Source organism: Effusibacillus dendaii, from assembly GCF_015097055.1.
Classification (GTDB): domain Bacteria; phylum Bacillota; class Bacilli; order Tumebacillales; family Effusibacillaceae; genus Effusibacillus; species Effusibacillus dendaii.
Window position 1 is genome coordinate 1,842,724 of sequence record NZ_AP023366.1, and the last position, 24,195, is coordinate 1,866,918.

Here is a 24,195-nt window from a genome sequence, read left to right on the forward strand (position 1 = left end):
CGCTCCCCCTTCTGCCTGAACACTTACGACGCGGATTGCGAATCCCTTTTGAAAAATGTAGTCAGCGCTTTGTATACATCATTCTTTTCGCGAATTAGAATCGATTTGAATTTAGGATCCTGGATATGTTTATAGGAGCTCATCAGCGTGCTGGACCGGTTATACTGATTCACTTCCCCATAGCCGAAAATGTTGCAGAGAGATGCAAGTTCACGGATCAGACGCACACATTTTTCGTTGTCGGACGTCAAATTGTCTCCATCCGAAAAATGGAACGGGTATACATTATACCGATCAGGCGGATATTTCGTTTGGACCAGATCGAGCGCCAGTTGATAGGCGGAGGAACAGATCGTGCCGCCGCTTTCCCCTTTTGTAAAAAACTCGTCTTCCGTAACGAGTTTGGCTTCCGTATGGTGAGCGATAAACTGAATATCGACATGTTCATATTTCGTGCGAAGAAACCGTGTCATCCAGAAAAAGAAGGTACGGGCGATATATTTCTCAAATGTGCCCATTGAGCCGGAGGTATCCATCATGGCGAGCACGACTGCATTGCTGTTTGGAACCCGTACTTCTTCCCATGTTTTGTACCGCAGATCTTCCGGGCTGATGCCATGGATACCGGGGGCCCCGTTGAGAGCGTTGCGCTTCAATGTCTCCATGATCGTCCGTTTCTTGTCGATGTTGCTCATAATGCCTTTCTTCCGTATATCGTTGAAACGAATGTCGGGAACGGTGATTTGATCGTGCGTTTTTTGTTTCAGATTGGGCAGTTCCAAATCCTGAAACAGCATTTTTTCCAGCTCTTCCAATGTCACTTCTGCTTCATAATAGTCGATTCCCGGCAGGTCACCAGCGCCTTCGCCTTGTCCCGGAGCGGCTTGCCTCGGATCGCCATCGCGCCCCAGCACGTCGCCTTCCTGCGAGTTGCCGTCCCCCTGTCCCGCGTGCGGCTGTTTGTTGTAGTTGTATCGGAACCTGTATTCATCCAATGAACGGATCGGCACCTTCAAAATCTGCTTTCCGTCCGACATGATAATGCTTTCTTCACTAATCAGGTCGGCCAGGTTTTTCTTAATCGCTTCTCGCACTTTTTCTTGGTGCCGCTGCTGATCCTGCTGCCCTTTCCGGTGAAGCGACCAGTCTTCCCGTGACAGAATAAAAGTTGGCCGGATCATGCGTGTAACCTCCTTTAAAACCTTGGATGCGCAGTGCATCTCTAAAAATTCAGTCCTGTGTACAAAGGCAGACCGGAAATCCGATCTGCCTCACAACTCATCGATTTAACAAACTGCCGGTATATCGCAGCAGTTCATTTGCACATACGGAGCAATACCCATGTTCATCGATCAAACGCTTGGTGACTTCATTGATTTTCTTTAGCTGTGTGGCATCCGGCGTTTTTGTCGAGGTGGTGATTTTTACCACGTCCTTCAAATCGGCGAACAGTTTCCGTTCAATCGCTTCCCGCAGCCGTTCATGCGAATTGTAATCAAATCGCTTGCCGCGCCGCGCATAAGTCGAGATCCGGATCAAAATCTCCTCCCGAAACGCCTTTTTCGCATTTTCCGAAATACCGATCTGCTCTTCAATCGAGCGCATCAGCTTTTCATCCGGATCGATTTCTTCCCCTGTAATGGGATCCTTGATGCGCTGCCAGTTACAGTATGCCTCCACATTATCGAGATAGTTTTCCAAAAGCGTCTTGGCCGACTCTTCATACGAATATACGAACGCTTTCTGCACTTCTTTTTTGGCTTCTTCGTCATACTCTTTACGGGCCAATGAGATGAAGTTCAAAAGCTTTTCCTTTTCCTCTTTGGTGATCGACGCATGCTGATCAAGCCCATCCTTGATCGCCCGCAGTACGTCCAATGCATTGATGCAGGTCGTATCGCGGCGAATCAAGGCACTCGACAGCCGGTTGATGACATAACGAGGATCGATGCCGCTCATTCCTTCATCGGGCGACTCCGCCTTCAGTTCCTGTACATCTTTTTCTTTAAATCCTTCCACTTCACTGCCGTCGTACAGGTACATTTTTTTGACCGGATCCATTCCCTGCTTTTTCGATTCCTTCAATCGCGTCAGAACCGAAAAAATCGAGGCGGTGCGCAACGTGTGCGGCGCGATGTGGATATTTTGCAGATCGCTTTGCTTAACTAACTTTTCATAAATTTTGACTTCGTCCGATACTTTAAGATTGTAAGGGATATGCATGACGATCATGCGGGACTGCAACGCTTCGTTTTTCTTGTTTGAAATAAACGATTTGTATTCTGTTTCATTCGTGTGGGCGATGATCATTTCATCGGCCGAAATGAGCGCAAACCGACCCGCTTTAAAATTCCCTTCCTGCGTCAGGGACAGCAGATGCCAGAGAAACTTCTCGTCACACTTCAGCATTTCCTGAAATTCCATCAAGCCCCGGTTCGCTTTGTTCAATTCGCCGTCAAACCGGTACGCACGCGGGTCCGATTCGGATCCGTAAACAGAGATCGTTGAAAAATCAATGCTCCCCGTCAAATCGGCAATATCCTGCGATTTTGGATCCGATGGCGAGAATGTACCAATTCCTACCCGATCGTCCTCGGAAAATACAACCCGCTCCACCGGCACATCTTCCACACGGTTGTTATAATCGTTCTGCAGCCGCATTCGACAGGCCGGGCACAAGTTTCCTTCAATCCGGATACCGAGCTCCTTTTCAATTTCAGGTCGCAATTCCTGCGGGATCAGGTGCAGCGGCTCCTCGTGCATCGGGCAGTCTTTGATCGCATAAACAGCCCCTTCTGCGGTTCTGGTATATTGCTCCAAACCTTTTTTCAGCATCGTGACAATTGTTGATTTACCGCCGCTAACAGGCCCCATCAGGAGCAAAATCCGCTTTCGGACATCGAGTCGGCGAGCAGCCGAATGAAAATATTCTTCCACCAGGCGTTCTAGCGGTTCCTCAAGTCCAAAAATTTCTTTTTCAAAAAATCGGTAATGTTTTCTTCCATTCTCATCTGTATCAATCCCCGCCGCCTCAATCATATGATAGATGCGGGAATGTGCGGTTTCGGCAATTTTGGGGTTTTTGCGAACCAGTTCAAGATAGTCGACAAAAGTGCCCTGCCAGGCGAGCTGTTGTTCCTGAGTCCTGTACGCTTGAAGTCGATTCAGAATATCCATTCTACTCCCCCTTAGCGAGACCCGGCGGCTAGATAGCGCGACCCGGCAGTTGACTGCTGCGGTGCGACTTTGCCCCCTTAGGGGGTGCCGCCGAGGCGAGATATGCCAAGATTCATTGCACACAGACATTAAATTGCTGCTCTCGCCTACGACTCCCGGCTTTTCGTCTTTGTTCAATATATTAGAGGCTAACCGTTCGTATAACTATTTGTATGCAAGCCTCGCTTGTCCGTTTCCTTGTCGCCGCCCATTTTCTGAAGATTGCAGAATATGAACAGAAACAGCCTTCCCTTATTTTTCGGTAAAGGCTGTTTCTTGCGGATATTTTTCACCTGCATGATCTGGACATCGCCTGTGACTACAAAAAAAGACCCACAGGCCATTATGCCTGTGGACCTAGGTTTATAACACAATACCCCGGTGTTTCAGGTTCGATTGCAACGCGCCTTGCATTTCTTCAAACGCCTGCAAAGCGCCTGACAAATCTCCTGATGCTTTGCACAAATTGCCAAGCAGCGAATACGACATCATCAATTCACGGGACATACCGACCCGATTGAAAAATTGCACCGATTTTTGCGCGAAGTCTTTTGCCTCTTGCAAATTTCCTTCTTCCTTCGCTGTTTCAGCCCATGTCCGGTAAAGCGCTGCCCGTTCCGCATCATCGTTTGCCAGTGCAATCGCAGTCTGGCAATGCGATTTCGCCAGATCCAACTGGCGCATCCGTAAATAGATAATCGACAACGAGCCATGCACCGATCCCAGGCGGTCCGCAAAACCGTATTTTTCATATTCACTTAAACATTCGGTAAGAATCGTGACCGCTTCTTTCGGGAATCCCTGTTCCGCCTTCAGCATGGCGCACATTTCTTTAATTTGCACGGCCGTTTTCAGATTGTTGAAACCTTTATGAATGCTTAACGCATGTTCCGCATAGCGGGCAGCTTCTTCATAAGAACCTTTGTCCCTGTATATACGGCTTAGCTTCAGGTACATATCGGCGATTCCGCGCAGGTCTTCCGTGCCGGAAAGAACCGTCATCGCCTGTTCGTAAACAGCGCGAGCCGATTCAAGATCGCCCATAATCGTATGCAGTTCCGCCAGTTCCCGCAGCAATTTCCCCCATTGAAACGGATCAGGGCTGTCCATCTCTTCGTAAAGTTGATTGGCCCGATTCCAGTGATATACGGCTACCGATAACTGGTTGCGCTCTTTTTCGATGCTTCCCATTTCAAACAACACTTGCACCATCGCCTGCAAATCCCGTTTCACCAACAAGCCTGAAAAAATCTCCTCCAGCTGTTTGGCTGCCTTGTCCAGTTGCCCGGTACTCCGGTAGCAGGTGGCAAGATCCTGCTGAATCTCTTGTTGATACATCGGCAGCGACTGACCGTCTGCCAGCGGCTCCAAAAGGACAACTGCCTGACCTGGCTCCCCCGCTTCGATCAGTGCCTTGGCAAACCGGAATGAACTGATTTTCTCGCTTTGCAGCTGCATGTCGGTCAAGAAAAATTCAATCGGAGTTTCCAGCCGATCGGCAATCCATTTCAACAGCCGATGTGACGGGTTTGCCTTATCCGCTTCAATTTGCGAGATCATGCTTGGAGTTACTCGTCCGCCGCCCAGATCGCCCTGTGTCATCCCTTTCTGCATACGCAGTTCCCGAATTTTTTGTCCCAGTGTTTTCGTCATCCCTATCCCCGCTTTCCTGAATAAATGGCTTTTATATTCAGCCAGTATTAACGGGGTTAACAGCTTTTATACAAAAAACACCCACTCGATCTCAATCTGTTGACTTATATGTAACAGGCAGAATGAAAAATTCGGCTGCCGCCGTTTATCGGTCGGCGATCCCGGATTCAGCAGCAGCACCCCATCCCGCCACTCTTCATGCGAAATATGGCTGTGGCCGAAGATGATAATGTCTGTCCGCTGCCCCGCAAACGTGTTCCAGGCCCGTTCCGGAGTCGATTTGCCGTGACCCAAATGTCCGTGCGTGAGACCGATCCGGTTTCCAGCAACATTGACAATTCTCGTCCAGCCAAGTTGTGCGGCCAACTCTGGCGGATCCACATTACCGGCTACCGCTTGCACAGGGGCGATTTGGGTCAGGGATTGCAGCACAGAGACAGTCGTCAAATCGCCAGCATGCAGGATCAGATCGACGCCCTGCAGCTTATCGAGTACAATCCCAGGCAACTGCGGACCTTTTTTTGGCAAATGCGTATCTGACAAAACCCCGATCGTCGCCATTCTACTCGTTGAAAGCGTTCAACTCGGGCAGCGATTCGATAAAAGTCAACAGTTCGTGCATACTGCCCTGCTGGTGAATCCATTCCGGAACCAGATTTTCTTCGATCAGACAGTCGGTGACCAAATAGGTTCGCATGCCGAGTTTGGCGGCAACCATATCTTCATATCCGTCGTTTCCAATCATCATGCATTCGCTTGGCTGTTTATCGATTTTTTGGAGGATTTCCCGATAATAGTTCGGATTCGGTTTACAAAAATGCATCTCCTCCATCGTCGTTACCAGCTTGAACGGCATATCCGCCACACCGGCCCAACGCATCCGGGCTTCAATCGCGGAACGTGGGAACAGTGGATTGGTAGCCAGCGCCACCTCATATCCTTTCTCCACCGCCGTCTGCACGACTGTTCGCGACAGGGGATTCGGATCGGTCAAATGGCTCAACTCGCCAAATTCGCCTGCATAAAAGTCGAGAAAAATCGGCCAAATGTCCGCTTCCCGAAGCCCTGTTTCAGACAGAAAGTGTTCCTTAAATACTTCTTCATTCGTTTTGTCAGGATCGTCACTCCGTACCATTTTTTCGGTAGAAGCCCAAAGCTGCCCGACCACTTTTTCCCGGTCGAGCAGATGCATCACATGCGGAATCAAATATTTAAAATAGCCCTTCGTAAATTTCTCCTGATCCATCGGCAGCAGCGTGCCGTCCAAATCGAACAAAAGCGTGTTGATCATCACGATTTCCCCTTCCCATCTGAAAGCCTTTCGACATCTTTCTCTAGCTTACCGAAAGCGGGAAGTGGATTCAACCAAGCGGATTTCAGCCGTTATTGATTCTGCAGCGAGGTGTTGGGTTGTGATGGGTTTTGCTCGCAGATTAATATTCAATTAAATTGTGGACTTGCGTTTCATTTGATATAAAGATACTAACGTACAATCCAGTCTCTGATCCAGGCACTAGACCACAGGCAGGGAGGTTCCCATGGTCAAGTTTGAACTGATGCCCGGAAGTCGGCTGCAAAATTATCTGTGGTTCCAACGGAATCCACTCGGGTTCATACTGGCTTCACGCAAGGTGGCGGATGTAGTATCTCTCTATCCCAGCCGCAACCGTCCCTCTTTTATCGTACATCACCCCGACGTGGTGAAAGAAATCCTCGTGACCAAGGAAAAAAGTTTTGTCAAAGGACGTTCCTCTGCCGTTCTCAAGCAAACTGCCGGCGAAGGACTGCTAACCTCCGAGGGACAGTTGCACGACAAACAAAAGCGCATCATGATGCCCGCTTTTGTTCGGTCCAATATCGAATCCTATACGAAAACTGTCATCGATCTGGCAAACAGCATGTTGAATGATTGGCAGGACAAGCAAACACGCAACATATCCCATGATATAACGCTGCTTACGCTGCGAATCATCTGCAAGACCATGTTAGATATGGATCTTCAGACGGAAGCGGAACGTATCGGTGCATCAGTCGAACAATGCATTCGGCACAGCGCCAAGAGGATCAAAGGAGGTTTACAAATGGTCTGGTTGCAGCGGAATCGGTAATCTGCCGCCAACAATCTGCCGATCGTCATCAGCCCGGATCGTCATCAGCCCGATCGTCCGGTCTCAACCCAAACCCGGAAATCCCTGCTGCCGCAGCGCCTCATAGATCACAATCGCCACTGCGTTTGACAGGTTCAAAGAACGCGCGTCCGACACTTGCGGAATCCGGATGCACGTATCGAGATTAGCCGCAATCAGTTCGTTGGGCAGCCCTTTTGTCTCTTTTCCGAACACAAAAAAGTCATCCGCTTTGTATGTAAAGTCGGTATACCGCTTGACCCCTTTCGTGGACGCGAAAAAAAAAACGCCCCTGCGGGTACTTCTTCTGCAGTTCCGCAAAGCTGTCATGATAATGCAGGTCAAGCAGATGCCAATAATCCAACCCCGCCCGTTTCAGGTACCGATCATCCGTTGAGAATCCGAGTGGACGAACCAGATGCAGCGTCGTTCCCGTTACAGCGCATGTCCGCGAAATATTACCCGTGTTGGCTGGAATTTCCGGTTCTACAAGTACAATATGCATAGAGTAACAGACTTCCTTTTATGTAATCTTATGTTTCTTTCTGAAACAATACCGGAAGTCAGGGACGGATGCAAGCCCGCTCCTGACTTTCCGATATTTCCGGCGATTCGCCGCTTTCCAAATCTATCAACGCACAATAATATATTAAATGAACAGGAGAGTTTTCATGCGCAGGAAAACGGACATCTTACCGGTCCACCTGGTTTTGCTTGTCAGCACCGTTCTGATTGTGATCGGTCAGGAATCAGTCCGAAAGACTATGTAACAGCAGGCGGCTGACCCGGCTCCCGTGACTTTTTTTGGATGCTTATCTGTTTTAGTCTGGCCACTCCACCTTACGGTCAGGCACGATTCCGTCTTCCACGGTACACTGCGTAAGGCTGTTCTCCTTTGCCTGAATCACAATAAAATACAAATCTTCCTGCGAGTTGTTGCGCCATGTGCGAACTCCTGGCGTGCTTACCCGGATCACCGTACCCTCGCGGACATCCATTACCTCGTCATCCACCTGAAACTGCCCCTGTCCCTTCACAAATATATAGAGCTCCTCATTTTCCTTATGCGCATGATAAAAAGGCACTTTCTTGCCTGCCGGCAATTTGTTCATTGACACTTCCATACCAGTCAATTCCAGCACATCTTTCAAAAACAATTTTCCCGGAAACTGTTTGGGTCCGTACGTATACTGGTCCAGATCTGACCAATTGCCCGCTTCTGCAAGCGTATAATGCTTACCCCGTTTGACCTCAATGTTCAAATTTTCCATAAGAAAACCCTCCCGCCAGATGAAATTTAAGACCGATAGGTCTCTTTTGAAATTACCATATCCCTCCTGTCGTGTAAATATTCCGAATGTATCTTGAATTCAAAACGTATCCTGAATATGAAAAAGCCGGTATTGAGTTCTCTCCGTCCAGGCGTAGCTGTCTTTGTAATCCCAGAAGCGATGCTGGCTGGCTACCGTATGTGCATTGACGAGCGGCATTCCGTTTCGGTCAAAAGCGACTACGATCGTATTGTGCTGCCACCTGCCGTCCCCATCCCAGTCATAACAGATTACATCCCCGATCGTCAGCAGTTTCGCATCCCCTACCGCAGTCGCGCGACCGGAACTCTCCAAATACCAGCGCAACGCATGGGCAACCGCCCAACTGTGGCTCCAACTCACTGTGCCGCCCTGATTGCGGTACCACCAGCCCCGATCTTTGCGGTTGCTGAACTCCATTGGCATACCGCCTGCATACAGACACTGTGAAATATAATTGGTACAGTCCACGTCAAACTTTTTGTATTGCGGATTGAAACCATCCCACCATAACTCCGCATACTGCTGAGCTTTTCGCCGATCGTAACTTCTTTTGCGATTTCCCTCTACAATACTGGACGGACGAAAATTCAATTCCCCTTTCACGAGGTTCCGTTCTTCTCTTTCGCCAATTCGGTTGACGCGCTCAATCTTCCACCCGCCTTCCGTTTCTGACAAAATCAACTGAATGGGCTGCATTCTTGCTTGATGTTTCAAATCGTCGCCATCCGTATAAAACCAGGTCAAATATTCAAGCAGGTCTACCTGCAATTTACCGTTCGGGATGGGTGCCGCATGGGTGAGCTGCAGATTGGTGCGGCTTTTTCGGTACGTGATCCCCCGCTCCTCTGCGGAACGATGCAGGGCGCGCACATCATCCAGAAAAATCCGCACCACATCGTCACGATTTGTCAGTTTTTCCATTTCTCCCCCGTCCTTTGAAAGCCAAGCACGATTTTTGGCGTCAAAAAACTGCCGGATCACTCGCCGCCACTCTTGTGTCAATGAGGAACACTCCCTTCGCGATACCACAACATATGCAGGGCGCCCAGCAGGAGTGTCAGGCGCCATCTGTCATATTTATCATTTTTCCGCAATATGGTATACTATTGTATGAAACGTCGTTTCGTATAATGAAACAAATACTTTCCGGCGGCGGTGGGTGTCTTATGGAACAGGAAAAAGGAACGGTAAGGTCTGTTGAACGGGCACTTGATATTCTGCTGTGCTTCTCCGGCATGGAGATGGAACTGGGACTCAGCGATATTGCAAAAAAGGTCAACCTTCACAAAAGCACGGTGCATCGCCTGCTCACTTCTTTGGAAAGTAGAGGATTTATCCGGCGCCATCCGCAAACTGAAAAATACCGCCTCGGCTGGAGTGTGCTGGAACTGGTCAGCAACGTGTACCAATCGGATGACCTCTCCTCAATCGTATTGCCGGAAATGACGCAGCTCCGCGACGAAGTGGGGGAAACCATCTCGCTCTATATCCGTGTCGGGAATGAGCGGATACGTACGCAAGCGGTTGAAAGCAACCAGCCGGTTCGGCGGGTCGCCAACATCGGTCAACGATTGCCGCTTCATGTCGGTGCATCAGGCAAAGTGTTGCTGGCCTGGCTTGACTCCCACTTGTTGGATGAAGTTATGAATGACCCAAGTTGGCCAAAAGATCTGCCAAAACGGCCATTCAAAGAGGCGCTGCAACAAACGAGAGAAAAGGGATATGCCATTTCGATTGAGGAGCGGGAGACAGGAGCGGCCGCTGTCGCCGTCCCGATTTTTGGACGCGACAAACAAATCGTAGCGGCTCTCTCCATTTCCGGTCCAGTCGACCGATTTACAGATAAGGCGGTCAACCGTTTCATTCCGGCTGCCCAACGCACTGCCCAATTGATCAGCAAGATGCTCGCCCGTTGACAGCGATGACTGCGCATGCAATCCGTGTCCGTTTGGAACTCTACAGTACAGGAGTCACTTTCTGTCAGTAGAGAAGGAATTCCCTTGGGCAAAAATCTAACGCAAAAAATACCGGGAGCTCATCTTGTCTCAGGTGAGATGGAAGCCGGTAAAGAAATCGCCATCCGGATCGACCAAACATTGACACAGGACGCGACCGGGACAATGGCCTACCTGCAGTTTGAAGCAATGGGAGTACCGAAAGTGAAAACGGAGTTGTCAGTCAGCTATGTCGACCACAACATGCTCCAATCGGGGTTTGAAAATGCGGACGACCACCGTTTTCTGCAGACGATTGCGGCTAAGCAGGCGTCTATTTTTCAAGACCTGGCAACGGGAATTGTCATCAGGTGCATCTGGAACGGTTTGCCGAACCGGGCAAAACGCTGCTCGGCTTCGATTCCCACACACCCACTTCCGGCGGTATGGGTATGATTGCGATCGGTGCAGGTGGTCTTGATGTAGCAGTAGCTATGGCGGGCAGCCCCTTTTATCTCGCCATGCCAAAAGTTGTCAAAGTCGAACGGAAACGCACTCTGCAGCCTTGGGTGGCGGCGAAAGATATCATTCTCGAAGTGCTTCGCCGTATGACAGTGAAGGGTGGCGTCGGCGGCGCCAATTATGGACAGGGCTCATCCCGTGAACATGCCGCACTGGCTCCCATGTATTTGGGTGTAAAAGCGGTTATTGCCAAATCGTTCGCCCGTATTCACCGCGCCAATCTGGTGAACTTTGGAATTATTCCGCTGACGTTTGCGAACGAATCCGATTTTGACGCAATCGATCAGGGAGATGAACTAAAAATAGAGAACCTGCGGGATCAGATTCTGGGCGGGAATTCGATCACCGTTCAAAATGTTACAAAAGGCACACAAGTTACAGTCAAACATGACCTCACGAAACGCCAGTCAGAGATACTTGTCGCCGGCGGTTTGCTGAACTATACGAAACAGCAGGCCGGCTAAAACGGTTTTTACGGCGGAGGTCCATACAGAGGTGAAGGATAGTGGAGAAGAAAACTGTTGTTGTGATGGAAGGCGACCAAACCGGTCAGGAATTACTGGAAGAAGCGCTGCGCGTACTCGATCCGTCGGTGATCGGATTGCCAATCGAATTCAAGCGATTTGACCTGTCTTTGGAAAACCGCCGCAAAACGAAAAATCAGGTAGTTACAGAAGCGGCGGCCGCCATGAAGGAATACGGTTTTGGTATCAAGGCGGCTACCATTACACCTGAAACGTCAGGCGATGTAGGGTCTCCTAACGCCATTTTGCGGAAAGGAATTGACGGAACCGTGATTATTCGGACAGGCCGGAGAATTCCAGGTGTCAATCCGCTGCCTGGCATTCACGCCCCCATTTCCGTAGTCCGCATGGCAGTTGACGATGCGTACGGAGCAAAAGAGTGGCGGGAAGGCGAAGGGCTTGACGAAGTCGCATTTCGCACGGAAAAAATCAGCCGTCGTGTTTGCCGGGGGGTGGCCGAATTTTCCTTTATTCAAGCACGAAAAATGAAGGCGAAAGTGTTCGGTGGACCGAAATACACCGTCTCCCCGGTTTACGAAGGAATGCTGAAAGAGGAAATGGACCGGGCAGCCGAGAAAAACAAAGACGTGCGGTATGATCCGCAGTTAATCGACGCCACTTATGCGCTGCTGCTCAATTCCTCCGGAGAACCGCTGGTGATTCCGGCGTTAAACCGGGATGGTGACTGCCTGTCCGATCTGGTGCTGCAGATGTTTGGTTCGATTGCAGGGGCTGAATCTCTGTTGATTGCATTTGATGAACAATACAATCCCCGTACGGTAATGGCAGAAGCGCCGCACGGTACGGCCCCCTCGTTGTTTGGCAAAAACGTGGCCAACCCGATGGCCATGATTATGGCGGGAGCCGCTCTGCTTTCTTTCTTCCACCTGCCGGAAGCAGACCTTGCGTCCCGGGCCATCTATGAAGCAACTTTGGAAGCGATTGTCGGCGGGATTCGCACGGCCGACCTGGGTGGTTCCGCCGGTACGCGCGAGTTTACGGATGAAGTGATTCAACGGATAAAAACCAAACTTGAAGTGTGGAGTACGCTGTCGTAAAAACGACGGCGCCCCATTGCGAGTATCACTTACGCCGCGAATCACTTGTTCCGAAACGGTCCGATTTCGATCTACACGGTACGAGAGCCATGCATGCGAGCCGTTCGACGGCAACCCCATCTCTTTCGCTGCTGCTTCTTACGGAGTGCAGGACCGTACGCACTGTGCACCGAACGAGATGCTTTGCTGCCCTGGCCCGGAGTGGACGTGCGGGTGACGCTTTCGCGGACTCGGATGCGATGCTTTCCTGTCGAAAAGTCGGTTTCGACTTACCGACAGGAAAGCAGCCTTTCGCATCTGTCCGAGAGATGAGGTGCCTGCACATCCGCTTTCGGAAATCGCAAGGAGCAAGCTGCGAATCTACACAGCCAAACCGGCCAGCAGAATCCCAATCGTTTTGCCCCAAATATCCCAAAACTGGCTGATCGGTAGCGGATTTGTTCCCCGCCCGACTTCCACCGTAAATCCGGGGCGACGCCACTGCTGGATAAACCAGTCTTTAAATCCGGCGTCACTGTCTACATACCGGATCGTTCTATACCCGCTCGCTTCCGTAAAAATACGGGCAATCTCTTCCGATTCCGGCGGCTCCATTTCACGGTATCCCCCAAAAATTTCCTCTCCCTGCGAATGGAAGGCGATCACCAGGCGGAAATCATGCAGACTTGTAAAATCGGCCATTGCTTTCGATTCCGGTTCAAATAAGGGACATACACCCGGATAATTACGAGGGGCAGGACCATCGACGGCCCGTCGGGCCACTTCTTCCTGCCAATGGGCAGGGAACTGGTCATTCAGGTCAACGCCCCGAATATTCGCTTTCCACTGGCTGAAATCGCGGCTGCCGCCGTTTATTGTCAACACTTCCTCAAAATACGGGTTGTCCGGTGTAATCCCTTCCTGCACCAATTCCACTCCATCCGGATTGACCATCGGCACAATCCAAAGCGAAGTTTCCGCAAAAAGAGTCGGTATGTGGAAACGGCCGATCGTTCGCTTCAGTTCATACGCTTTTGCATATTCTTCGATAAACCTCATCAGAAGGATCGTTGTCATCCATTCGTTTGCATGAAACGATCCACTATAAAAAACCTGTTTCCGCCCGCTTCCCATATTCACAACCGGAATTGGGCGTCCCAGTACCGATTCCCCGATCATTTCCTGATTGACAAATGAAAACCGACTTTGCAGAGTTTGCAAATCGGCCATCATCTCATCATAGCCATAATCTTCCCGAGGGACTACAATCGTGGCCGGCAACGTATCTGGAATATTGATGACCTCTCCGATCTGCAGCCGGTTCGGATCGATTCCGGGGTTGACGCTTTGCAATTGCGCCACCGTTACCCCAAATTTACGGCCAATTTTGTACAATGTATCACCCGGTTGAATCACATACAACTGCCAACTGCGGCGCGGAACGTATAAAATTTGACCGGGCACCAATATCGACGGATTGCCAAGCTGGGGATTGGCGGCCAGCAACGTTTCCATCCGAATGCTAAACCGGTAGGCAATCCGATAAAGCGTGTCCCCTGGTTTCACAACATATTGGAATGTGTTAGGCGGCTGCATATCGATCCTCCTCAGAGCATTATCGATGCTAGCCTATTCATGTGAGGTTGGGATGGTGCCCATCCCATTTTTGCCTATCTTTCATATCGTATAGCAAGACTTGTGGGCATGTGAGGTGATATTCATGAAGAAAAAATTATCAGCCTTGACACGGCGCGTTTCTCCCTTTTTTAAAAATCTCTGGGGCGAGTTGGTTACCCCTCCCCATTTTTTTCATAACCTGAATCAAAATCTGAATCGGGAGACAAAAAGTAGGCAGTACCAACCGCAGCATCAGCCACAACCCCAAGACCAGCCACAACCCCAAGACGAGTCGCAACAACAGCCGCAACAACAACCAGAGGAGAATGACGAGGATTACGGGGAGGGACGGGAAGCGGGCGTTCAGAAGGAAGACCCTGCTCCCCTTCTGCAAAAATACGGGTATGATCCAAATGTGTTAAAACAATACGCGTTTTCCGTGGAATCGGTCGTACCACATGGGTCTGTCATCCTCCTGAATACGTCCACAGGGCCGGTGGCGCTTAAAAAAACGAGACTGCCGCAAAAACAAATCCGGTTTATCGCGCACGCCTTGCAGCATGTCGCCCAAAACGGGTTTCACCGTGTTTCCCGCATGATTCCGAACACAAATGGATTTTTTTTCACGCTGCTGGGGGATCAGACCTACTACGTGACGCAATGGATTGAAGGACAGACGGCCGATTTTTCATCGGTGCGCCATGTCGCCGAATCTGCATTGACAATCGCGGAATTCCACCGGGCCGCGCGCGGGTTTGTGTCAGTCTCTTACCAACCGGAATCGATTATTTTGAAGCATCTTCTGCAGACCCGCACCCAACAATTGGACCAATTCCTAACGAAAGCGAAAGAAAAACGAAAACCGGACGATGTAGACCGGTTCGTGTTGCGTTATCTTCCCGCCTACAAAAAACAGGCCCTGCAGGCGGTCAAGCTGTTGAACGATCCCCGCGTGGTACATTTTCTGAAACAGGAGGAGGAGGACCCGGGACTTGCCCATCTTGACATCACACCGACAAACCTGATTTTTACCCCGCAAAATCAGATCTGTCTGATTGACTTTGACCGTCTTTCCTACGCTCCCCGCATGCTGGACATTGGTCATATGATGCGGCGCAGTCTGCAGGCAAACCGCTGGCAACGGGAATTCGCCCTGATCTCCTTGGTGCAGGTAAACCAGGTAGAACCTCTGCGTCATGCGGAGTACACCATCCTGCAGTCGATCCTCACGTTTCCCCATTCGGTGTGGCGGAACTGCCGGAACCATTACCTGCGGAAATCGTCCCCCTATACATTGGCCGCATTGGAACAGCTGCAGGAACAGGAAGCGGACAGACAATCCTTTCTGGAGGATTTTGCTGCTCATGTCGAGCGCCACAAAGGTCCTTAGGGACGTTCCGCAGCTATACCCAATCCATTTCGCGGCGAACCTGCTCGTCCGTTTCCGTTTCACGGGCCGCTTGAACGGCTTTTCTTGCATCCTCTCCGCCAATTCGGCCAAGCGCCCAGGCGGCCGTTCCCCGGATTTCCGGACGGTTGTCGGCAAGCAGTTCGATCAGCTTCGGAACTGCACGAACATCCCGTATATTGCCTAGCGCAATGATGGCGTTTCGTTTTACAACGGTCAATCCTCGCCAGGCGGCAGCCGTTTTTCCGTAGATCCGTTTGAATTCCCGGTTGCTGAGGTTTAAAATCTCCAACAAATCGGGGAATGACAGATCCTGCTCCGGCAAAAATGATTCGTGCACCGCGGCCTGTTTTTCTTTATTCGCCGGACACACGGCCTGACAGGTATCACATCCCCAAATTCGCGTGCCGAACTTGGAACGGAATTCTTCCGGCACAAACCCCTTCATCTGTGTGATATAGGACAAACAGCGGCTGGAGTCTGTTGTGAAAGGATCGACCAACGCGCCAGTCGGACAAGCCCGCATGCACAGATCACAATCGCCGCAAAGCGAAGTCGGGCCGGGGGGAGATGGTTCAATTCGTACATCTGTTACAAGTTGACCCAGAAACACCCAGGAACCGAACTTTTCGGTAATGATGGAACAATGTTTGCCAAACCATCCAAGTCCTGCCCGTTGGGCAACGGAACGGTCCACTAACGGACCGGTATCAACAGAAGAATGAAAATCGATCTTGCGTCCGATCCGCCGTTCGATTTCAGATGCGAGATCATTCAGCTTATCCCGCAGCACATGATGGTAATCAAGTCCCCACACATATTTGGACATAGCTCCACGGATTCCTTTCGGTCGGCGCAGCGTTTTGTGCTGTTCTGTATGGTATGCCATCGCAATCGAGATGATCGATTTTGCGTTTGGGAGCGCCGCAGCCGGATCAATCCGCTCTTCCAGGACCGGATGTTCAAAACCGGATTCATATCCTTTTTCCCGGTACATTTGCAGCGTTCGCAGCACGTCGGGAAACGGTTCTGCGGTCGTTACCCCAAGCAGATCAATGCCTAACTGTTCCCGAATCTGTTCCATATCCTGCCTCGTTAATTCCCATTGAGACGTTGCTGCCGGAGATTCAATTGATGTTGTCATCGGCCCCCCTCCTCCTGTAAGCGCTTCCCGGCAAACAGGTCAAGACAGCAGTTTCAACAAACGTTCCGCCCTCGCTTGCCACGACAAACTTTCGATCAGGCGGGCCTGTTTTTCGGCAATGGCAGCATCGCGACGGAGTGATTTTTGAATGCCCGCTATAAATTGTTCGCTGTCAGTCCCTGTTTCCACCACTTCTGAAAATCGTCTCACGCTTGGATGATCCGTGGACACGATCGGTTTGCCCGTAGCCAGATATTCATACAGTTTGATCGGATCGCAGGCCAACGAATACGGATCGTTTGTACGAGGCAGCAGCAGCACATCAGACGCATGCAGATAAGCAGGCACTTGCTGGACAGGTTTCGCTCCCAGAAAATGCACGTTCGGCATGCTCCGCAGTTCTGCCAGCATGTTTGCATCCGCCGAATCGAACACCGGTCCGATCATTACAAGCTGCGCATCAGGTAATTTGTATGCCGTTTCCCGCAACAGGGCGAGATCAATCCAACTGGTGATTGCCCCTAGAAAAGTCAGACGGGGATGCAAAATCTCATGGATATCAGCCGGTTCCTCTGCAGACCCACGCCGAAACAGATCAATATCAACTCCGTTTGGCAGATACTCGACCTGTTTCCCCGTCCAATCGCTTGTCTGTTCCACCAGGTACCGGGAGACAGCTGTGATCCGTTCCGCCTGTTCGGCAATCTCCAGAAACATTCGCTTCAGCTCACGAAGTTTTTGCTCCGGAATACCGGGGAACCCCAAATTATCGTCCAATATGTCAAACACGAGCCGTTTGGGCTGCAGGATTTTCACATACTCGTACGACTGCTCCAATGTGGAAGCCGTAACGTACAACACGGTCTGTTCCCGCCAATCGCTTGCCAAAAACCGCGTCATGGCAGATGCAATCTTGGCGGCAGACAGTTTTTCACGAAAACGGTGCAGCCCATAACGAGTAGGTATAAAACTGTAAGGCGGATTCCATATCTGTATCCCGTCCGCTTCACGTGATCGCCAGTCAAATGAGAATGACCGCTGTTCCGCGTACGGATTTAGAAAAATCCGATTCACGTCTTGTGCTTGCATCGCACTCGTCATGGAACGGACCGTATCGCTCAATTGTGAATAATTCCAGGGATAAATCCCCAACAATACAAGATTCACCAAGACACCCCGTTTGTTTCATTTCCATTCGTTTATAAAACCGTCGCCCTATTTCGGCATGGCGGCGCGAGCCAATTCATCGCAGCGTTCATTCCAATGAACGCCCGCATGCCCTTTCACTTTTACCCAGTGGACATCGTGAGTACGGTAGAGTCGAAGCAGTTCCTGCCAAAGTTCCTTGTTCGCAACCGGTTCTTTTTTCGAGTTGACCCAGCCGTTTTTTTCCCAACCCACATACCATTTTTCTTTAAAGCAATTAATCAGATAAGCGGAGTCGCTATGCAGATTCACCCGACACGGTTCTTTCAAAATCTTCAACGCTTCTACGGCAGCGGTCAGCTCCATCTTGTTATTTGTCGTAACCGCTTCTCCCCCGGAAATCTCTTTCGTAACATCCCCGTAGAGCAAAACGGCAGCCCAACCGCCCGGTCCCGGATTGCCGGAACAAGCCCCGTCCGTATAAATGGTTACCTCTTTCATTGGGCTTCTCCCTTTCATCAGGTGTTTTTTCGAGTATACCACACTGACAGTATACCAGCATGCGGTGACACCTCCTGTTGCGATTCCATATGTTATCCTTCCCGGCATGTCCATACATAATTTGCCGATTGCATGACCATGCTAGTGGTATCCTATCGATCGAGAGGAAAGGAGTCCCAGTATGCGTCCTCGCACTTATATACTCGCAGTAGTTTTGGGTTTCACATTTGCCGCTACACTTTCTGCCTGTCAGACAAGTAAAAACGCCAATCCCCGTCAAGGCAACATACAGCAGAAGGAACCACCCGAAATGATTTCAGAAGGAATCAAAGCGGATTACCGAATTGCCGATGAATTGAATAAAATTCCGGGGTTGCAAGGGGCGGCCGTTTTGATTAAGAACGGTGAAGCGTATGTGGGAGCACATGTGATCGGAGACGAAAAACATCCGGATGCCTATATGAAGCAGCCGTTTGGAAGTTACTATGACAGTAACGGCGTACCTAATAAATCGCCGCTGTCAGGTAAAGGAGTTCCCAACCAGATAAACGGGCAGACATCCAATCTGAATCAAAGCGGGGTTACACAGTCAGGGCAACCGATCCCCAACACCAATCAATCCCCCAGAACCAATACAGCAAATCTTGTAGGGAGTGCCACAAACAACGTCGATCCGGAACTGATTCGCCAGATTGAGCAAAAAGTAAGATCGATGGCCCCGAACGTGAACCGCGTTCATATTACAGGCAAGTTTGAAGATGTAAACCAGCTTCAAGGGTATGCCCGTTATATCCAAGACGGGGGTTCGATGCAGCAGTTTGCAAACGATTTTAACCAGACGATTAAGCGGATCTTTCCTGCTGCAAAACCTTAGAAAGTGGGAGGGGATGACCTGCCCTCCCTCTTTTTTTATTTTTGCAATCTTTTTCAATCATCGACAATCAGACACCCCAAAAATTTATAAGTTGTTTTTGAGCAAAACCCAAACCGTCAGACCGAACGCGGTGGCCGCAATTAGGTATGCGCCGAACGCGCCTGATCTGATCTTTTTTAATGCCATCCAGCGTCCGAAGTTGACAGTATAGATCACAATTACCACCGGAACGATCATTTGGGCAATCAGGCTAAGCCACTTCATAACATGCCCCTTTCTACTTCTCTTGGATTGGCGTTAATACCAGCCCCACACGCCTGATCTGGAGATCCACACTCACATTTACCTCGGCATCCTTCAATTTTTCACGTAAATTAAATTTGTGCAATTCTTCGTCGGTCGCAAATTGTCCTCGTGTTCGTTTGAACACCCCGAACGGATCCGCCTGATATTCATGAAAGATTTGCTTGATCAATGTTTCTTGTCTTCTTTCCAGCCGCTCCCTGACCGATCTTTCAAGCAGGTTCATGTTATCCTCCCTGGTATAATCGATTGCACTCTGAACCCCAGTCAGTTCGCCCTCCAGTCTTTGGCGAATTGTCACCCGCACAGGATTGGATTTGAGATCCACATGGATGACAGGAGTCCTTGCATGCTTTAATTCCAATCCTACATATTTTCCTTTGTCTATAGGATCGGGAAAATCCATTTGTGTGCGCAGAAGTTCTCCGCGGATAATCAACAACATCCGGGTATCAATTCCATCCAGATACGTCACCAGACGGTCTTTTTGAAAAATGGCCGTGCCAACAAATTCTGCCGGGTTCCCTCCCATTCGTACCACTTTCCCCGGCTCGAACGACAGGTTTGACTCTGTCGCTTCTTGTTTCATTGAAACTGCTTCTTGCTCAGAAGATGCTTTTGTTTGTTTCTTTACCATTTGATTTACCGCGAAGACCGATGCAATCGGATCTTCATTGACCGTTTCCAATGCGACCAGGATCTCGTGCAGTTTTTTGCTGGCAAACAATCCGGTATGGCGGCCAACATCGTCAACTGATTCTGTGAATCGGGTGACTGACTGTTCGAGAATCGGTTTGTTCATTTCGTAAGCTTCCCTTACGTTGCCAGGTATTATAAAGACTGTTGTCGTTCGCCGAAACTCCCGATAACGGACCAATGGCCGAAGCACCGGGACAATGCCTTCCCTCGCCAAAGCTTCGCCTATAGCGATATTCGCCAGGTGAATCAAAGAAATTCTCCGTTCGACGGTTGTATTCAACAGATTCAATGCTTCCGCAATGGAGTGGGCTCTGACTGTAACAGGCTTGGCACCGCTTACCGCTTCGTCCTTGCCGCCACCGCCACCACCGCCGCCGCCACCGGGACCGACAGCCAGTTTCCTGGGAACGGCAATTCTTGCAGTCACGTCGATCGTATTGTCGGGCCCTTTATCTAATCCCAGCGACACAACGAACGCCATCCCTTCCAATTCAACACGATCATAACAGCCCGTGACGGGAAGCGTCACAACAACAACGAGCACCAAACTAAGAAGTTTGCGGCGAATCCGACTCATCACCCTTCCCCTCCTTCCTTGTTCGATCACGCATCCATAACAATAGCAACATGGGAAGCCCGATCACTATGATCCATCCCCAACGCAAACGGTAATTCATATTTAATTCCAGCGTCTCTGTAAAACTCTGTGGAACAAAAGACAGTGAATATACAATCAAAGCGATCGGAAAAACAAGCGGCCTGTTGACCGGCATCCTGAATACCGACGCTATCAAATAACTGCTGGTCCATAAGCTTACCGCTATTTTAATGACAGCTGCGGCTATCCAGAAAAAAGCAAATCCTGCCTCCAAGCGTTGGAAAAAACGCCCGACATAAATCAACCGTCCCAACTGATACAGCGGAATCGGTACCCGTACAGCCGCTTCGGAGGGAAACACAAGAAGGAACACCAATGTCACGATTGAATAAACCAATCCAACTATCAAAATGCTCCAAAAGCCGATTTTTAATGAATCAGCCGGATTACGCAGCAAGGATGCAAAAATGGCCAGCAATAGGATATTTGTAAAAATTCCAGTAACGATGCCCCCGCTAAACAAAAGAGCCGGTACACCACGGCCCCATAGAGGCAATATATAATCCAGATTCATCCAGTTCCCGTTAAACGCCAGCAACAAGGTGATTGCGATCAGAAGCCAGGGAGTAAGAACCAATGCCACCCGGGACAGTCCTTCAATGCCCGTATACGCATAATAGACAAGAACAACCATTAAAGGAGCTATTACAAATGATATCGGGGACCTTGGCAGAATCTCTGTAATAACCGTCTCCGTAAACATTCGGACCGTGTTGGCAGTGTCCAACACCAGAAACAGTGCCACCAGTAAAGAGGCGGCTCCTGTACCCCACCGGCCAAATCTGCTTCGGGCAAGAAATAGAAGATTGCCTGTCCTTTGCCGTGCCAGAACGGGGCCAATAAGCATCCATACAATCAGACAAATTCCCATCGACACAAGCGGGATCATCCATCCTGCAGAGCCGCCCATCCGAACCAATTGTTGGGGGAAGTTAAGAAAAATATCTGCTATCGCCAAGATCACAACGAGAGCGAGCAACTCATACCGTCCCAGATGCCCTGTCTTAATCACGTTGATCACCACCTTGATCCAGTAATGAGTTATCCTTTTCCAATTGCCGTCGGGCCTCCTCAGAATCGTGCGTTGTCGGATCCCAACGCCGGGTAAAATGACGCTGTCTTCTTGAATCCTGAGGACGCAAGGCGGAAGGGCGGTTTTCTTGTTTAAAAATCGGTCCACGCAAAATCACATCAGGTGAAGACGGTTTAAATGGCGCAACGACTGAAAGCATGGGAATACCGAACGACTTAATAGTGGCCCAATTCATCAGCAGCGCCATAACCCCCAACGTAATTCCGTAGAATCCCCAAATAGCCGCAACCAAAATGAATACAAAACGCAGTGTGCGGACGGCAAATGAAAAATTATAGTTAGGCATTGTGAAGGAGGCCAGTGCCGTTAGGGCAACAACTATCACCAGCAAGGGAGAAATAATGCCGGCCTGAACCGCAGCCTGTCCCAGAATCAACGCGCCCACTATTCCGATTGTCGGCCCAATCACATTCGGAATCCGAATCCCCGCTTCTCGAATCAATTCCAAGGATAGTTCCATCAGCAACACTTCAAGTACCACCGGAAAAGGGACGAGCTCCCGTGCCGCCGCGATCGCCAACATCAGGTCGGTGGGAATCATTTCCGGATGGTAATTGGTTACCGCGATGTACATAGCCGGCAGCAAAAGCGCCATTAAGAAGGAAACAAACCGGATTAAGCGGATAAAAGAGCCGAACGGAAAGCGCAGATAGGCATCCTCCGCCGTATGGAGAAGCGACCAAAGGAACGTTGGGAGAATCAAACCGTACGGACTTTGACCGACAAACACAACAACAAAACCTTCCGCCAACGAGGCGGCCACCCTGTCCGGCCGTTCGGTCGCCATCATTCGCGGTATAAATCCTTTCGGCGGATCTTCGATGAATTGTTCCAATTGTCCGCTGTCTTGAAGAAAATCAACCTTAATTCCCTTAATTCTCCTTTTAACTTCCTGGACAAGCTTTGGATTGGTGATACCATCGACATACATGACTGCTACGTCAGTCGGCGCCAGTTCTCCAACTTGCATCATTTCCGTAATTAAACTTTCCGTACGCAAGCGGGAACGCACCAATCCCGTATTTGCACGCAAGTTCTCGGTGAAAGCATCGTGTGGCCCCCGAACCACTGTTTCCGTTTGGGTTTCCCCGACACCCCGCTGCTCCCAACCTTTTGATTCAATAATCAGCACTTTCTTGGCCCCTTCGAGGAATAGCGCCGTAGAACCGGATAAAATATTTTTCTTAACATCTTCCCATAATTCATATTCCATCACTTGATTTCCGGGAAGAAGTTTTTCCTTCACTGTCTTCAGAGCGCCTTCTTCCATACTTTCCGATCGAAGTTCAGCCAACAACATTAACGGTTCCAATATAAATGAATTGATTGTTTCTTTACTGGATATTCCTTCTATAAACACGGCAAACGCTTTTATTGGATTGGAAAGTGGAATGGTAAAATCACGGATAATCACATCCGCATTTGTCGGCATGTGAAAAATCTTTTCCACCCATGCGCGATTTATGTACAGCTGCTCCGATACTTTCTCTGGAATGGGCTTATCTTTGATTTCCTGAGCTGCTTTTTTTTGTTTATCTTCTTGCTTTTCATTTTCATTTTTTTCTGATTGGGAGTGGAGTTTGATCGCTCCTGTCTCCTTATCAGGAATCATTTTTTTGGGCTTGACCGTTTTTGCCTTTGCTTTTTTTTCATCCGTTTCAATGTCTTTTTCTTTCTCTTCTTCGTGGTTTTCCCCATCCTTTTCCTGTTCCCTGCCGTCTATATTTCCTGCTCCATGGTCATTTGTGTCCTGTTTCCGCTCGTCCCCGTTCGTGTTTCCACCTCCTTGATCATGGGGAACCAAAGAGAAGTCCTCGTCCATAATCGAATCATCCACTGTAAAGAGGCGACCGATTTTTGACCAAAATGACATACGTACCTCCTGCAAATCTAATTTGTCCCTATGTTTCCCAACCATTGCCTGACCATACATGATTTGGCTTAGCAATGGTTCACTCTGGCGGTAACCGCGTTCCGCGACCCGCACTCATTTGGGCGTTTGCTCATACGTTATGAGTGAATAAGGGACAAAACAACCGCCATGCGGGCTACCGGGAAGCGGCTCTGTTCGAGCAGCGGTTCTGGCTGCAGGTGCTTGGCGATCATCGGTTCATGCTAAACGGATTGTCGCCGATCGAAACGGAAGAAATTCAATGGGCTTCTTACTTCATCTACGTGTTTGATCAGTTGTTGGAACAGGTACGGGCCAATTTGACCAATCCAGAGCTGCTTTATGTGCATCAGCAAGCCTACCAATACTCCCAGCAAATCCGCGAATTCAAACTGCATCTGTTGCGCAGGCACCTGACAGGCGAAATCACATTCGGTTGGCAAGGGAAGAATACTACTACTTAATCAAACTGGCGCAAGTATCAGATGTGGCGTTTCCGGACGGAGATCCCACAGCGCCGCGCGTCGAAGAGGCAA

General features: G+C 49.8%; 23 protein-coding genes and 1 pseudogene. 8 read left to right on the forward strand and 16 right to left on the reverse strand.

Features of this window, described 5'->3' with window-relative positions; genetic code table 11:
- Window positions 1-23 precede the first annotated feature (23 nt).
- The 5 genes from yhbH to skT53_RS10015 all read right to left on the reverse strand — a co-directional run bounded on the left by yhbH (window position 24) and on the right by skT53_RS10015 (window position 6,160).
- Entirely contained in the window at window positions 24-1,181 is a 1,158-nt protein-coding gene (gene yhbH / locus skT53_RS09995) for a sporulation protein YhbH (RefSeq protein ID WP_200756487.1), read from the reverse strand.
- 97 nt (window positions 1,182-1,278) lie between these two features.
- Entirely contained in the window at window positions 1,279-3,177 is a 1,899-nt protein-coding gene (locus tag skT53_RS10000) for a PrkA family serine protein kinase (protein WP_200756489.1), read from the reverse strand.
- Window positions 3,178-3,579: 402 nt separating this feature from the next.
- Window positions 3,580-4,869 (reverse strand): tetratricopeptide repeat protein, encoded by a 1,290-nt coding sequence (locus tag skT53_RS10005; protein ID WP_200756491.1) that lies wholly within the window; start codon window positions 4,867-4,869, stop codon window positions 3,580-3,582.
- Between the two features lie 66 nt (window positions 4,870-4,935).
- Window positions 4,936-5,430 carry a metallophosphoesterase family protein gene (locus skT53_RS10010; RefSeq protein WP_200756493.1) on the reverse strand — a complete coding sequence of 165 codons (495 nt, stop codon included), beginning with the start codon at window positions 5,428-5,430 and terminating at the stop codon, window positions 4,936-4,938.
- A gap of 1 nt (window position 5,431) precedes the next feature.
- Window positions 5,432-6,160, reverse strand: coding sequence for an HAD family hydrolase (locus skT53_RS10015; RefSeq protein WP_200756495.1), 729 nt, complete (start codon window positions 6,158-6,160; stop codon window positions 5,432-5,434).
- Between the two features lie 247 nt (window positions 6,161-6,407).
- Between skT53_RS10015 and skT53_RS10020 the strand changes: the two genes are divergently transcribed.
- Window positions 6,408-6,977 (forward strand): cytochrome P450, encoded by a 570-nt coding sequence (locus tag skT53_RS10020; protein ID WP_200756503.1) that lies wholly within the window; start codon window positions 6,408-6,410, stop codon window positions 6,975-6,977.
- 63 nt (window positions 6,978-7,040) lie between these two features.
- Here skT53_RS10020 and trmL read toward each other — a convergent pair.
- The 3 genes and pseudogenes from trmL to skT53_RS10035 all read right to left on the reverse strand — a co-directional run bounded on the left by trmL (window position 7,041) and on the right by skT53_RS10035 (window position 9,310).
- Window positions 7,041-7,500: pseudogene (gene trmL / locus skT53_RS10025) on the reverse strand (tRNA (uridine(34)/cytosine(34)/5-carboxymethylaminomethyluridine(34)-2'-O)-methyltransferase TrmL).
- Between the two features lie 316 nt (window positions 7,501-7,816).
- Window positions 7,817-8,266 (reverse strand): cupin domain-containing protein, encoded by a 450-nt coding sequence (locus skT53_RS10030; RefSeq protein WP_200756505.1) that lies wholly within the window; start codon window positions 8,264-8,266, stop codon window positions 7,817-7,819.
- Window positions 8,267-8,365: 99 nt separating this feature from the next.
- On the reverse strand, window positions 8,366-9,310 hold the full coding sequence (locus tag skT53_RS10035) for an amidase domain-containing protein (protein ID WP_226375174.1): 945 nt from the start codon (window positions 9,308-9,310) through the stop codon (window positions 8,366-8,368).
- A 164-nt stretch (window positions 9,311-9,474) separates the two neighbouring features.
- On the opposite strand from skT53_RS10035, the gene skT53_RS10040 reads away from it, so the two are divergent.
- From skT53_RS10040 to skT53_RS10050, 4 genes are all read left to right on the forward strand, one after another.
- Window positions 9,475-10,224, forward strand: coding sequence for an IclR family transcriptional regulator (locus tag skT53_RS10040; RefSeq protein ID WP_200756510.1), 750 nt, complete (start codon window positions 9,475-9,477; stop codon window positions 10,222-10,224).
- A gap of 84 nt (window positions 10,225-10,308) precedes the next feature.
- The gene (locus tag skT53_RS18540; protein ID WP_226375175.1) at window positions 10,309-10,698 is read left to right on the forward strand and encodes a hypothetical protein; all 390 of its coding nucleotides are present in this window, start codon (window positions 10,309-10,311) and stop codon (window positions 10,696-10,698) included.
- On the forward strand, window positions 10,614-11,228 hold the full coding sequence (locus skT53_RS10045) for an aconitase family protein (RefSeq protein ID WP_226375176.1): 615 nt from the start codon (window positions 10,614-10,616) through the stop codon (window positions 11,226-11,228). Before skT53_RS18540 ends, skT53_RS10045 begins: the two co-directional genes overlap by 85 nt.
- 41 nt (window positions 11,229-11,269) lie before the next feature.
- Window positions 11,270-12,346 carry an isocitrate/isopropylmalate family dehydrogenase gene (locus skT53_RS10050; RefSeq protein ID WP_200756512.1) on the forward strand — a complete coding sequence of 359 codons (1,077 nt, stop codon included), beginning with the start codon at window positions 11,270-11,272 and terminating at the stop codon, window positions 12,344-12,346.
- A 360-nt stretch (window positions 12,347-12,706) separates the two neighbouring features.
- Here skT53_RS10050 and skT53_RS10055 read toward each other — a convergent pair whose 3' ends face one another.
- Window positions 12,707-13,921, reverse strand: coding sequence for a M14 family metallopeptidase (locus skT53_RS10055; RefSeq protein ID WP_200756519.1), 1,215 nt, complete (start codon window positions 13,919-13,921; stop codon window positions 12,707-12,709).
- A 124-nt stretch (window positions 13,922-14,045) separates the two neighbouring features.
- Here skT53_RS10055 and skT53_RS10060 point away from each other — a divergent pair, with 124 nt between their 5' ends.
- Window positions 14,046-15,332, forward strand: coding sequence for a CotS family spore coat protein (locus tag skT53_RS10060; protein WP_200756521.1), 1,287 nt, complete (start codon window positions 14,046-14,048; stop codon window positions 15,330-15,332).
- A 13-nt stretch (window positions 15,333-15,345) separates the two neighbouring features.
- Here skT53_RS10060 and queG read toward each other — a convergent pair whose 3' ends face one another.
- From queG to rnhA, 3 genes are read right to left on the reverse strand one after another with little or no spacing between them, the layout of a single operon-like run.
- On the reverse strand, window positions 15,346-16,494 hold the full coding sequence (gene queG / locus skT53_RS10065) for a tRNA epoxyqueuosine(34) reductase QueG (protein ID WP_200756523.1): 1,149 nt from the start codon (window positions 16,492-16,494) through the stop codon (window positions 15,346-15,348).
- Between the two features lie 39 nt (window positions 16,495-16,533).
- Window positions 16,534-17,661 carry a glycosyltransferase gene (locus skT53_RS10070; protein ID WP_200756525.1) on the reverse strand — a complete coding sequence of 376 codons (1,128 nt, stop codon included), beginning with the start codon at window positions 17,659-17,661 and terminating at the stop codon, window positions 16,534-16,536.
- A 48-nt stretch (window positions 17,662-17,709) separates the two neighbouring features.
- On the reverse strand, window positions 17,710-18,141 hold the full coding sequence (gene rnhA / locus skT53_RS10075) for a ribonuclease HI (protein WP_200756528.1): 432 nt from the start codon (window positions 18,139-18,141) through the stop codon (window positions 17,710-17,712).
- A 181-nt stretch (window positions 18,142-18,322) separates the two neighbouring features.
- On the opposite strand from rnhA, the gene skT53_RS10080 reads away from it, so the two are divergent.
- Window positions 18,323-19,015, forward strand: coding sequence for a YhcN/YlaJ family sporulation lipoprotein (locus tag skT53_RS10080; protein WP_200756530.1), 693 nt, complete (start codon window positions 18,323-18,325; stop codon window positions 19,013-19,015).
- Between the two features lie 84 nt (window positions 19,016-19,099).
- On the opposite strand, the gene skT53_RS10085 is transcribed toward skT53_RS10080, so the two are convergent.
- From skT53_RS10085 to skT53_RS10100, 4 genes are read right to left on the reverse strand one after another with little or no spacing between them, the layout of a single operon-like run.
- Window positions 19,100-19,279 (reverse strand): hypothetical protein, encoded by a 180-nt coding sequence (locus skT53_RS10085; RefSeq protein WP_200756532.1) that lies wholly within the window; start codon window positions 19,277-19,279, stop codon window positions 19,100-19,102.
- Between the two features lie 13 nt (window positions 19,280-19,292).
- The gene (locus skT53_RS10090; RefSeq protein ID WP_200756534.1) at window positions 19,293-20,594 is read right to left on the reverse strand and encodes a Ger(x)C family spore germination protein; all 1,302 of its coding nucleotides are present in this window, start codon (window positions 20,592-20,594) and stop codon (window positions 19,293-19,295) included.
- Entirely contained in the window at window positions 20,566-21,687 is a 1,122-nt protein-coding gene (locus skT53_RS10095; protein ID WP_200756536.1) for a GerAB/ArcD/ProY family transporter, read from the reverse strand. The genes skT53_RS10090 and skT53_RS10095 overlap by 29 nt, the downstream gene beginning before the upstream one ends.
- Window positions 21,680-23,641, reverse strand: a complete 1,962-nt coding sequence (locus tag skT53_RS10100; RefSeq protein WP_200756538.1) for a spore germination protein — start codon at window positions 23,639-23,641, stop codon at window positions 21,680-21,682. Before skT53_RS10100 ends, skT53_RS10095 begins: the two co-directional genes overlap by 8 nt.
- A gap of 143 nt (window positions 23,642-23,784) precedes the next feature.
- On the opposite strand from skT53_RS10100, the gene skT53_RS10105 reads away from it, so the two are divergent.
- Window positions 23,785-24,123, forward strand: a complete 339-nt coding sequence (locus skT53_RS10105; RefSeq protein WP_200756540.1) for a DUF2935 domain-containing protein — start codon at window positions 23,785-23,787, stop codon at window positions 24,121-24,123.
- The last annotated feature ends 72 nt before the right edge of the window (window positions 24,124-24,195 follow it).